The sequence below is a fragment of the Actinomycetota bacterium genome (assembly GCA_030018275.1).
Lineage (GTDB): Bacteria > Actinomycetota > Aquicultoria > Subteraquimicrobiales > Subteraquimicrobiaceae > Subteraquimicrobium.
Window position 1 is genome coordinate 1 of record JASEGB010000026.1, and the last position, 12,074, is coordinate 12,074.

The 12,074-nt window shown below is 45.5% G+C and carries 11 protein-coding genes; 2 read left to right on the forward strand and 9 right to left on the reverse strand.

What is annotated here, in order from left to right; all coding sequences use genetic code 11:
* Positions 1-211: 211 nt before the first annotated feature.
* From ychF to QMD66_07565, 3 genes are all read right to left on the reverse strand, one after another.
* Entirely contained in the window at positions 212-1,303 is a 1,092-nt protein-coding gene (gene ychF / locus QMD66_07555; GenBank protein MDI6822681.1) for a redox-regulated ATPase YchF, read from the reverse strand.
* A 1-nt stretch (position 1,304) separates the two neighbouring features.
* Positions 1,305-1,511, reverse strand: a complete 207-nt coding sequence (locus tag QMD66_07560; GenBank protein MDI6822682.1) for a DUF951 domain-containing protein — start codon at positions 1,509-1,511, stop codon at positions 1,305-1,307.
* A 131-nt stretch (positions 1,512-1,642) separates the two neighbouring features.
* Positions 1,643-1,867 (reverse strand): DUF3343 domain-containing protein, encoded by a 225-nt coding sequence (locus QMD66_07565; GenBank protein ID MDI6822683.1) that lies wholly within the window; start codon positions 1,865-1,867, stop codon positions 1,643-1,645.
* Positions 1,868-2,060: 193 nt separating this feature from the next.
* Between QMD66_07565 and QMD66_07570 the strand changes: the two genes are divergently transcribed.
* The gene (locus QMD66_07570) at positions 2,061-2,948 is read left to right on the forward strand and encodes a selenium metabolism-associated LysR family transcriptional regulator (GenBank protein MDI6822684.1); all 888 of its coding nucleotides are present in this window, start codon (positions 2,061-2,063) and stop codon (positions 2,946-2,948) included.
* Positions 2,949-3,324: 376 nt separating this feature from the next.
* On the opposite strand, the gene QMD66_07575 is transcribed toward QMD66_07570, so the two are convergent.
* From QMD66_07575 to QMD66_07595, 5 genes are all read right to left on the reverse strand, one after another.
* On the reverse strand, positions 3,325-3,588 hold the full coding sequence (locus QMD66_07575; protein ID MDI6822685.1) for a CopG family transcriptional regulator: 264 nt from the start codon (positions 3,586-3,588) through the stop codon (positions 3,325-3,327).
* Positions 3,589-3,742: 154 nt separating this feature from the next.
* Positions 3,743-4,252, reverse strand: coding sequence for a HEPN domain-containing protein (locus QMD66_07580; GenBank protein ID MDI6822686.1), 510 nt, complete (start codon positions 4,250-4,252; stop codon positions 3,743-3,745).
* A 533-nt stretch (positions 4,253-4,785) separates the two neighbouring features.
* Positions 4,786-6,171, reverse strand: coding sequence for an NADPH-dependent glutamate synthase (gltA, locus tag QMD66_07585; GenBank protein ID MDI6822687.1), 1,386 nt, complete (start codon positions 6,169-6,171; stop codon positions 4,786-4,788).
* A 50-nt stretch (positions 6,172-6,221) separates the two neighbouring features.
* Complete coding sequence (locus tag QMD66_07590; GenBank protein MDI6822688.1) at positions 6,222-7,052, reverse strand: sulfide/dihydroorotate dehydrogenase-like FAD/NAD-binding protein; 831 nt, start codon at positions 7,050-7,052, stop codon at positions 6,222-6,224.
* Between the two features lie 259 nt (positions 7,053-7,311).
* A complete protein-coding gene (locus QMD66_07595; GenBank protein MDI6822689.1) occupies positions 7,312-8,331 on the reverse strand; it encodes an acyl-CoA dehydratase activase in 1,020 nt (339 codons plus the stop codon).
* Between the two features lie 348 nt (positions 8,332-8,679).
* On the opposite strand from QMD66_07595, the gene QMD66_07600 reads away from it, so the two are divergent.
* Positions 8,680-9,291 (forward strand): transposase, encoded by a 612-nt coding sequence (locus tag QMD66_07600; GenBank protein MDI6822690.1) that lies wholly within the window; start codon positions 8,680-8,682, stop codon positions 9,289-9,291.
* 368 nt (positions 9,292-9,659) lie between these two features.
* Here QMD66_07600 and QMD66_07605 read toward each other — a convergent pair whose 3' ends face one another.
* On the reverse strand, positions 9,660-11,933 hold the full coding sequence (locus QMD66_07605; GenBank protein ID MDI6822691.1) for an acyl-CoA dehydratase activase-related protein: 2,274 nt from the start codon (positions 11,931-11,933) through the stop codon (positions 9,660-9,662).
* Positions 11,934-12,074 lie beyond the last annotated feature (141 nt).

Consider the following 12,074-nt stretch of genomic DNA (forward strand, 5'->3'; position numbering starts at 1 on the left):
TGCGCCTCCTTTGTTTTCTTTTACTCTCCTGAATGCTGCCATTAGGTTCTTCCTGGAGTAGACTACGCTCACAGGCGCACTAGAAACGGACCTTTAGGTCCGTTAACCCAGCTTTAACAGGTCTAAAGACCTGTTTCTACGGGAATAAAGGTTAGACCTCATTTAAAATGCAAATTGCAAAATGAAAAATGGCAGAGCAAAATCCAAAATTTTACACCGCGAACTTAAAATAAATTATGTCGCCGTCACGGACTTCGTACTCCCTTCCCTCTAAAAGAAGGTGTCCATGCTCGCGAGCGGCATGGAGGGACCCATCCCTCACCAAATCCTCATAGGATACAACCTCCGCTTTTATAAAACCTTTCTCCATATCGGTGTGAACCTTTCCAGCTGCCTGAGGAGCTTTTGTACCTCTCTTCACCGTCCAGGCACGACATTCATTCGAGGCGGTTGTGAAGAAAGTGATCAAACCTAAAAGCTCATAACATATGCGTATCAACCTACCGAGATCGGATTTATCGAGTCCCATTTCCTCTCGAAAGGTCTTGGCCTCATCGCTGGGGAGCTCGGCGATCTCGGCTTCGAGCTTCGCGGGGATGACGACGGCTTCCAGACCATCCGATCGAGCCTGGTCAAGAACCTGTCTCGCCAACATATCCCCTTCGCCAGGTATGCCTTCCTCAGAAATGTTGGCCACGTAGATAATCGGCTTGGCGGTGAGTAGATTAAGAGAGGATAAAATCTGTCTCCTTTCCGGGATCAAATCAACATTTCGCACGGGAATGCCCCTCTGCAAAGCATCCTTTACCCTCTCCAGTACCTCCATTTCTTCCTTATATTTCCTCTCCCCGGCCTTCACATGTTTAGCCACTCGCCCAATCTGTCTTTCCACGACTTCGAGATCGGCCAGTATGAGTTCCAAATTAACGGTTTCTATATCCACGATGGGGTGGAGCTCTCCATCCAAGTGGGCGATATTCTCGTCCTTAAAACATCTCACCACGTGAACTAAGACATCGGCCTCTCGAATATAACTTAAAAATTGATTGCCCAAGCCCTCACCTTTGCTGGCTCCCCGAACCAATCCAGCGACGTCCACAAATTTTATGGTCGCAGGAATTATCCTTTGGGACTTGACAATATCCGCGATCTTGTGCAACCTCTCATCGGGAACCTCGGCGACCCCCACATTTTTAGAGGTGGTTGTAAACAGGTAATTCGCCACCTCGGCTCCCGCCTTGGTCAGGGCATTGAATAGAGTAGTTTTTCCTGCATTGGGAAGTCCCACGATACCGACCTGCATCTTAACCCTCTTCTCTCATCCTTCTGATATATCCTCTAAACCTACGATCGAACTTCGAGCGCATGAGTCGCACTTTCCTCCCACAGCCGAGGCACTTGAGTCCGATGTCCATTCCCAATTTCGTCACTTCCCACTCATTTGACCCGCAGGGATGGGATTTCTTCATCTTTACTACATCGCCTATTTCAATGGGTACTATTTTGACCATCTCTCCTCCCGTCCCATAACATATCCTAACAAGTGGGAAAAGAGAGTTAACTCCACTTTGTTAAAGCCACAATTTCATATTCTCTTCTTTTTCATTAAAAACATAGCACAAATAACCCTTCAATTCAGCTTTTAATCCAACTTGTAGATGCCCTTATATTCCACCTCGTGAGAGGAGAGAGTCTTCTCCGCCAGGGATTTTATTTCGCCACTTATCTTTAGCGCCAATCCACATTCGGCTGAGAATTTACGGGGAAGGGGTATCATCTTGGCTTCGAGTTTACTTCCCTTCAAAATCTTCTCCGCCCGCAGGGCATGATGCGTGGAATGAAAGATAACCACATATTCCTCTGACATATATGATTCCTTCCTCGCTTAACCCGTCTTCGCCTAGATTCAATAAAAATCTACACTTTCCCTGCAAAACCATTGAAGGATTTTAAATAATTATAAAGAATTTTAATAATACAAGCTATTTGAAGGTGGGTCATAAATCCACCTTCATGAGAGCGGGAATAATCCCCTCAGCTATTTTAGGGGAAGAATTGATATGAATATCAATTACTTTAAAACCTTTATCACCGTAGTTGAGAAAGAAAGTTTTTCTGAAGCAGCTAAGGTGCTTTCTCTCTCGCAGCCTGCTATAAGTTTTCAAATACAAGCTATAGAGAAAACCTACGGAGAAGTACTGTTAGATCGAACCGGACCCAAGGTCAGACTGACCGAAGCTGGAGAAATTTTCCATCAATTCGCCAGGGAAATTTTGAGAACAAACGAATCGCTGGAGCAATCCATAGATGAACTTAAAGGGGGCTTAAGAGGACGGCTGAAATTGGGAGCGAGCACCATCCCCGGGGAATATGTGGTTCCCAAAATCCTGGGAGGTTTTAAAGAGAAATTTCCCAACATTGAACTCACCCTTCAAATAGAAGATTCAGAGCAAATAGTGGAGAAATTGGTGAGTGCCGAGATCGATATAGGATTCATAGGAACCTATATCCCCAGAGAAAATTTCAAATTGACCAAGCTTGCCATGGATGAACTAATTCTGATCCTGCCCGCCAATCACCCCCTCTGCACCCAGGAAAGCATGAGCGTGAAGGAGGTACTCAAAGAACCCTTCATCATGCGAGAGATGGGATCTGGTACACGAAGGTCCTTCGAAAAAGCTCTGGAAAAGCTGAATCTATCCTTGAACGACTTCAACGTGGTCATGGAGCTTGGCAGTACGCAAGCGGTGCTTTCCGCAGTTGAGGGAGGTTTGGGAATTTCCGTCATCTCCCGATGGGCGGCTGAAAAAGCCCTTCGTTTAGGGACGATAAAGACGGTTACGCTCAAGGATATCGATCTCTATAGAGACCTTTATCTCGTCTACGACCAAAGAAGGCTCTTCACCCGCGTCCAAAAAGAATTCGTCAAATATATCCTAAGACAATGATTCCTACCGAACATTGAGATTCGCTTCTGCAGAAAGATTTGTTAATCCCTTATCCCCGTAGTAAAGATGATTCATGGACGCCATTCAGAAAGATATTTGACAATATCTACCCGCTAACCTGGAGGTCTTTGGGGACCTTGGACGTCTTTTCAAAGATATGTTACATGAAAAGGTATTTATTGGAAGAATTAATCATCGTGCCATCGTAAAATCAGCTGGATTGCAACGTATAACTTCCTTTACCAGGTCAAAGTGGGTATCAGCAGATAAAATATGGGTTAGGTTATTCTCAAGCATAGTGGCAACATGAAGGGCATCACGAGCATTTAAAGAAGAGTATTCCAGGATAAACTTTGAGGCTCGAAGCACAATCTTTTCACTGATCGCAAGAAGGGGTGAAAGAAGTGCCTTCAATTATCTCCTTCTCCATTTTCTCCCATTCGTCCACGGGAAGTTCAAGGGAGCAAAGATACTCCGCCGCTTTTTCCCGTGCTTTTAATGGTTCTTTGATATAGGTTTGGTGGAGAGCTTTGCGAATAAGAGAGCCAATAGAAGTATGCCGCTGACGAGCGATTTCCTCTAAACGCTTTTGCTCTTCGGGAGATAAAAGAATTGTGATTCGTGAGGTAAAGGTCGCCATTTACTTTATCCTCCTTGATATATAGATTTGTAATATGAGCATATTATATATTATATTCCTATACCGTCAAATTTTTATTATCCTGCCGGGATTAAACATAGAAGTTGGCTACTGCAGGAAAGATTTGTTAATCTTTTCAAAGATATGTTACAGATCAAATGCTGGCTTTTAAAAGTTCTTGTGCAGTTTTAACGGCTTTTTGAACTTGGGATTTAGAAGCTTGTTCTTTTCTTCGATAAAGCCTTTGATGGCGTGACCTTCTTAGTCTATCAAATTCGAGAATCAGATGGCGATCTTTTGAGCCGAGAATCCTTTCAGCAAATCTAATGATTGTCAAACGGTGGCTTCCTGCTTCGGGTCGGAAACCGTGATGGAACATAAGAGCCATTCCCGTTTTAAGCATTGCTTCATAAGCAGTATCCCTGCTTACTCCGTAGTAACCCAATCCAAGAATTTCCTGGGAAGCTTTTATATCTTTTTCGGCACTCGCAAAGAGATCTTCTACCTGTGTTCCTACTGGTTTAAAAGGTTTGATAGAGCCCTTTTTAAGCAATCTTCGAAGTTCATCCTCATCTCCAATGATAAATATTTTTGGCTCTTCAAGAACTCTTAGGACGAGAGGTGACTTTTTTCGCGCTTCCTCTTGGAACTCTTCCTTTTTCATGGATACATAGTTGATCTCTCGAGCAAGCAAGCTCTCCAAATTTTTTAGTTTCTCGTTGAGGGAATCTTCATCGATTTCACCGATGAGGAAGCGTGCAACTGTTGGTCAAACCAGTACCAGATGTATAGGAATTACCAAAATAAAAAAGGAAATTTTAAAGAGGGGAGGAAAAGAAAAAGGATAACGGAAAGTTCCAAAGAAGGGGGTGAAATGGAGGAGTGAAGATCCTATCGATCATCTCGCTCATCATTGCCATTATTAGTCTGTTATTTTCATTGATTGCAAAGTTTATAATTAATGCGCCCATTCTTAACATCTCCGCTCTCGCTTTCCTTAGATTCACGAATACCTGTCTACTCTTTGCGATTACATTCTTGCTATTATCACTTTCGCGGGAGAAGTCATAATTTCGATCATGTCTTTTATCGGCAAATAGCTTGTGCTACTTGACCTATCGACTAGCATAAGGGGAGGTATATTTTGAAACTTGGGAGGATAAAATAACTCTTGGGGAAATAATGAGGATATGTTAATTAGCTTTTATTCCTTAAATACTCATCAATTGCTGTAGCAGCTTTTCTTCCAGCTCCCATCGCCAGGATGACCGTGGCGGCACCGGTAACGATGTCACCACCAGCGTAAACTCCTTCCCTTGAGGTCCTTCCGGTTTCCTCATCGGCTATAATGTATCCTCGCTTGTTTAACTTAAGTCCAGGGGTGCTCTTGGGAATGAGAGGATTGACACCCGTTCCAATGGCGATTACTACAACATCAACATCGATTACGAATTCTGAACCCTTTATGGGAACGGGACGCCGGCGTCCCGATTCATCGGGTTCACCTAGTTCCATCTTCAAACACTCCATGCCACAAACCCAGCCGTCCTTACCCAATATCTTTGTGGGGTTGGTGAGGAGCTTGAAAATGACCCCTTCCTCTTTAGCCCTCTCGATCTCCTCCACCCGTGCCGGCATCTCGGCCTCCGAGCGGCGATAGACGAGGTAAACATCCTCTGCGCCCAGGCGAAGAGCCGTGCGAGCGGCATCCATGGCCACATTGCCCCCACCCACCACTGCGACCTTTTCCCCTCTTTTGATCGGTGTATCGTATTCTGGGAATAGGTATGCTTTCATCAGATTTGAGCGAGTGAGGAACTCATTGGCGGAATAAACCCCATTGAGGTTTTCCCCTGGAATACCCAAAAATAAAGGTAGCCCCGCACCTGTGCCGATGAACACGGCATCGTATCTGTTGTTCAAGAGGTCGTCGATAGTGAACAGCTTCCCAATGACGGTACTCGTCCTGATCTCCACACCGAGCTTTTGCAAGTATTCGACCTCGGCTTGGACTATAGCCTTCGGCAACCTGAATTCTGGAATCCCATAAACCAGAACCCCTCCCGCCTTGTGCAGTCCCTCGAAGATGGTTACCTCGTGTCCTAGCTGTGCCAGGTCTCCAGCAACGGTAAGACCAGCGGGACCGGAGCCGATGACCGCTACCCTTTCCCCAGTGGACTTGGGCCTAGGGGGAATCTCCACCATCCCCTGGGCTCGCTCATAGTCGGCAGCGAATCTTTCAAGTCGCCCGATAGCCAAGGGCTCCCCCTTCTTCCCCAGGGCACAGAGCTTCTCGCATTGATCCTCCTGGGGACAGACCCTTCCACAGATGGCGGGAAGATAGTTCTTCTCCTTTATTTTCCGAATGGCTCCGATAAAATCCCCTTCTGCTATGAATTGAATAAAAGCTGGAATATCTACCTCCACGGGACAACCTTGAACACAAGGAAATTTCTTGCATTGAAGACAGCGCTTCGCCTCCTGGACGGCTTGCTCGGGTGTATATCCCAAGGCAACCTCATCGAAGTTCGTGATGCGCACCTTCGGATCCTGCTCAGCCATCTTCACCCTTTGCAGCATCATTACTTTCCTTGATTTCTCCAGTCCTCGATTGCTCCCCAATTCTCGCCACCTTAATTGTCAGACCTCTTTGCGTAGTGCTCAAGGGCTATTTTTTCCTCTTCGAGATACATTCGCTGCCTGGCTATGAGGAGATCGAAATCGACTTGATGACCATCGAAATCTGGCCCATCAACGCAGCAAAACTTCGTTTCTCCTCCCACGGAGACACGGCAGGCTCCGCACATTCCCGTCCCATCGACCATTATTGGATTGAGACTAACCATAGTTTTCACCCCAAAATCCAGGGTGGTCTTACAAACGAATTTCATCATGATCGCTGGACCCACGGCCATGACTAAATCCACCTTCTTCTCCTGAAGGAGATCCCTTAAAGCATCGGTGACCAGCCCATGACGCCCTTTACTTCCGTCATCCGTGGTGATGTAAAGCTCATCGCTCGCCATCTTCAGTTCATCCTCCCATACGAGGAGATTGGCACTTCTTGCCCCCAAGATGGTAATCACGTGATTTCCAGCATTTTTAAACGCTCGGGTAACAGGATAGATGTGAGCAGCACCGACACCCCCTGCCACGCAGATGACACAGCCATAATTTCCTATTTTCGTGGGATGCCCCAATGGTCCCACGACATCGGCGAGGAGAGTGCCTTCGGATAGACTCGCCAAATGCTTCGTCGTTTTACCAACCTCCTGGAAGATGATGGTCAGAGTCCCCTCTCCCCTATCGAAATCGGCAACGGTTAGAGGAATCCTCTCACCGCGCTCATCGATCCTTATGATGACAAATTGACCAGCTTTAACTCTTCTAGCGATATCCGGAGCGGAGATGCGGATCAAGCTAACCTCCGGTGAGAGTACCTTTTTCTCAAGAATCTCGAACATAAAGAGCTCCCTCACTGCATTTTTGCTGTGTATATTAACAAGGATGGGTTAACACCAATCGAATGTCTAAAATGCAAACCTAACTCGTTAATAGTCCAGATTATTTTCACAACTTAAGAATTTGAAGTCAAATTTTTTCTGGGAATGGTATTTAAATTCGACTGTGCGGTTCAGAAGCTGAAGGTTCGGCTCCGGGCTTCTGAGCTCAGGGTGAGATTAAATGAAGGAGTTGATTTATCGACCGAGTTGATGATCTTGTCTACTGAGATATGGTGGGTATTTGAACCTCTGGTTCGGGTGGCATTGCTTGTTCCTCTTCGGTTTGCTCCATTTCCCACTTACCACATCTTCCGCCCCAGCGAGCCAGGGTCTTTCCCGAAACCTGTATTCTCACAATTTCGCAGTTGTTGGGGCATCCTCCGCAGTAAAAGCTCGAAGTGGTGTACTCAATTTCGGAGGCTTCAAAACCCTTAAAATTACTGCGAGAATTATCGGTGATTACCTTTTCCTTGGCTAAAAGGGCTGCGCCTATGGCTCCCATTACGTGGTAATATTTGGGAACTACCACTTCCACACCCAAAGCCCCTTCAAAAGCTCGTTTCATGCCCTCATTTGCGGCCACTCCACCTTGAAAAACTATGGGGGGCAGAAGCTCTTTCCCTTTAGCTAGATTATTTAAATAATTTCGGACCAAAGCTTCACAAAGTCCATAGATTATGTCCTCTACGGGATATCCCATTTGTTGCTTATGAATCATATCCGATTCAGCGAACACGGTGCACCTACCCGCGATTTGAGCGGAAGAAGAAGCCTTAAGAGCATATGTGCCGAATTCCTCGATGGGGATGCCAAGACGAGTGGCCTGGTGATCTAGGAAGGAACCGGTACCCGCTGCACAGACGGTGTTCATGGCAAAATCGATCACGACTCCTTCTCTAATTATTATCAGTTTGGAATCCTGCCCGCCGATCTCCAAGACCGTCCTCACCTCTGGAATGACATGAATGGCTGCCACGGCATGGGCTGTGATTTCATTCTTCACGATATCCGCTCCCACGATGACTCCAGAGAGATAGCGAGCAGATCCCGTGGTTCCCACACCGCAAATTTCTATATCCAGAGGTAATTTACCTCTCAAGCTTCTTAAACCTTCTTGCACAGCTTTTATGGGATTGCCTCGGGTCCTGAGATACTCGTAAGCCAGAACTTCGTCTCGAAAATCGATTACAACGAGATTTGTGCTCACCGATCCCACATCGACTCCTAGATATCCTTTCATTTAAACTTACCTCCTAGATCAAAATTCAAAAATTTTGACGCCGTTCAATAGATTGTTGCTAAAATTAGCAAAATAAAAGGTTTACCTTTAGGTTTTTAGAATTATCAATGAAAACAGTTGATAAGGAGTTTAGAATGGCTAAAAAAGAGCGCGTTGTCCATTCTGTAAAGGCCTTAATACCAAGAAGCATGGCAGATCCACCAATCAAGTTGTTACTCCAAGGGTGTGCGAAAAGGTCATAGCCAGCGATATTTCTGCAAGAAGTGCAAGAAGACTTTTAGTGCTCTTAAGAGAAGAAAGTTTCCCTGGTTTCGCTATTCTATTCCTTTCATCTTGGAGGCAATAAGGATGAATGTAGAAGGTCTTACACCCTTTCGCGTGGTAGCTCGTAGACTTTCGATGGTTGGGCAGGGGAATCTTTCTCCAGCTACCATTTCCCGGTGGGTTCATCTTGCAGGCAAAGCGGCAAAAGATACGATTGAAATCGCTCAAGAATTTTCTCCCCTGTGGTTTGGGGTTCTCTCTATCGATGGCAAGAGCATTAAGGTCGGGGGAATTGAGCACACTCTCCTTCTCGCTGTTGACATCAAGTCTCAAGACATCGTGCACGCCCTTTTCGTGACCCAGGAGTCTTACCAAAACGCGAAGCGGTTCATAAGAGATATTCGAGAGAAGATCGGCTATCCACTTGAAGCTGCCGTAATTGATTTGAGACCGGGTCTCCTTAGAGCGCTTAGAGAGGTCTATCCCTGTGTCCCCGTTCAGGCTTGTGTTATTCACCTTGTAAGACAAGTAAAAAAACGCCTGCCTAAGCTTAAGGGGAAGAAAGGTAGCCAAGCTAATCGAGAACTCAGAGCCATCATTCATAAACTTTTCTTCTCTCCAACCCTTGATGAAGCCCTTGCCAGCTTTCATACCATTCAAATCTCCCCCGAGACAATAACATCACTGAAAATATAATTAAGCAGCTGAACAAGAAGCTAAAACTTTTGGACGGTTACCAATTTGCGTCAACTGCTGATGCTAGTTTAAAACTCCTTGTTAACTGCTATCGGTTTAAGCGTTTCACCAATAGCAGAGATAAATCTAAAAATGGAAGATCTCCACTAGAACTTACAGGAGTTAATATCTCAGACCTGGATTGGTTAACATGGTCTTTATCAAAATCAAAAAGAGCAACATTTTATTAAACGCTCCCAAATATTTTTTAAGTCCGAAGTCAAAAAGATTATAAGACCTTGGACATTGGACCTCGGACATACGACTCCTAATTTTGGATTTTAAACTGTCATTTTTCATTTTGATTTTTAAATTTTGAATTACCTGTATTATCTCCTTTTTATGAGCTCTCTTCTATTTCTCATCAGGTCGATGAAGGCCTCAAGCCGGGTCTGTATTCCAGCTTTACCCGTCTGTTCATCGATGACCAGGGATAAGATTGGTATGTTCTGTTCACGAGAGACTACGGGCAAAATCTGTTTTGCCACGGTCTCTGGCATACAGGTGAAGGGCATCATATGGATCACACCATCAAAACCATGTTCAGCCAAGATCGCCGTATGTCCAACGGTGGGCAAACCTTCCCCACCCACTCTATGCTTTAAATAGGGATGGGCGGCTTCAACCAAATCCTCGTAAGGAGTACCTCCAACTACATTCTCCCTCGTGGGAGCTATCCAATCGGAGGCATAAACCCCTCGCTCGATGTAGATGCCCTCCTCACCTAGGAATCTCTCGATATCGAAATTTATGAAGGGCTCAAGGAGGATGAAAAATTCGCCCACAAGACCAACTCTCAATACATCCCGAGCGGAATCGATATCCACGGCGGATAAAAGTTTTAGACCTTCTTCTTTTGCCTCCTCCATTTCTTCAAGGGTCTGTGCTTGATCAATGAAGTGTCTTGCCTTCTTCAAAGCCTTCGTGGTTTCCCCCTTCCTTGCTTCATAGCATCGCGTCTCTAACGCCCTTTTCTCGACGATATCGAAGGCTCTTTTCTTTAAGAATGAAGCCTTGATGATCCGCCATAGAGTGCGATCATGAGGAGTCAAAGCCAACAGCTCTACCCACGCCCTACCAGATAAGGAAGCGACGCCACATATAATACTCTTTAATAAAGGTAAGAATATGGGACTTACTTTCCCTGGAGAGAAAAATCTAAAGAAGTCAGCAAAGGTTTGGAGGCCTTGACTGCCAGGAGGTTCCAAGATTTTGAATTCGAATTTGTAACCGAGCTCCCTGAGTATTAATTCAGCCAGTGCGCCATAGTATCCAAATCGGCAGGGACCACAACCTCCGGCGTGGACGAGAACATTCGCCCCTTTCTCCAAAACTTCTATATAATTCCCCAGATTAACCTTGAGGGGCAGACAAATGGTCTCCGGAGCATATTTGACGCCCAATTTGAGGGTCCTCTCCGTTGTGGGTGGTGGGATAATACAACTTGTGCCGAGTCTTTCGAATAGATATTTTAAAACCAGGTGTGTGTCCTCCCCCATTCTGGGAAAGCTTACCACTCTTTCCTTTCTGGGTATGCGTATTCTTTCCGAGCCCAGGGGTTTATCCACAGCTTTCTCAACCGAGAAACTTTTGGTATTCGGTCCCTTTTTCCATTGAATCATGTCCATAAAGGCTTCAATCCTGGTTCTCACTCCCGCCTCTCCGGCGTGTTCATCGATGCTTATAGATGATAGAGGTATGCCCGCCTCCTTTGCCTCATGTTCGATAAATTCCCCCATCACCGAGTCCGGTCCACAGGGGAAAGCCGGTAGGTGAATGATTCCATCCACAAGACCATTTTGACACCAATGCCAAACGGCTCCAAAAATCCGTTTTTGGTAATTCCAAAAAAGTGGCTTGGGCAAGGCGGACAGGGATTTTTTGATCTCGAAATCCGGTACCATCTCAGGGGTGAGGATGCACGCTCCCGTATCCTGGATTTTCTTCACGATATTCATGCTTATGTGAGGGTCATAAATGAGATAACAGTGTCCAGCTATCCCGATGGTTAGCCTGCCTGCCCGTCCGCCCCGACGAGTCGGGGTGGGCAGATATCCTTGACTCCCTTTTCTTCCCCCGCCCGTAAATATTTCGGTGGGTAGGTAACCTCGCATGAGTAAAGAGTGGAATTGCTCCTGAGCTTTTTGAGCCTTTTTGGATGCTTCAAAGATTCGTGAGGGAGCATGTCCCAATTTTTCTCCCAGCTGCTCAAAGAAGAGAGGCCAAGGTCTCTTCTCCTTTAAATCGACCGAGGAACAAAGAATATCAAAACCTTCCCTGCCCTTAAGCTCTCTCAAGGTGTTTTCCACCATATCCGGAAGACCCAAAAGTTTTGGACAGGTATAACCATCGGTATCCACGCTGACAAGACGCGGGATGAATAGAAAATCTACCTCGTCCACGAGATCCAACACATGTCCGAAGAAGGATTTGACTGGAAGACAGAGTTCATTCTCGGCAACCTTAAGTCCCGCATTTAAAATTCGCTTATTTGTTGCATTGGACACGACTACTTGGCAATTTAACTCATCAAAGAAGGTTTTCCACAGGGGGAAATATTTGTAGTAGAGGAGAGCCTGCGGCACTCCTATTTTAAAAGCCATAACCTTCTCCCCTCAAAGGATTTCCCAATTTATAGTTCTATTTAACCCTGAACAAATTCGTCCATAGGAATTTCTTCCAGCATTTGTGCTGTTTATCCAGGTCAATGCAAAATGCAAAAATAAAAAATAAAAATCACAAAT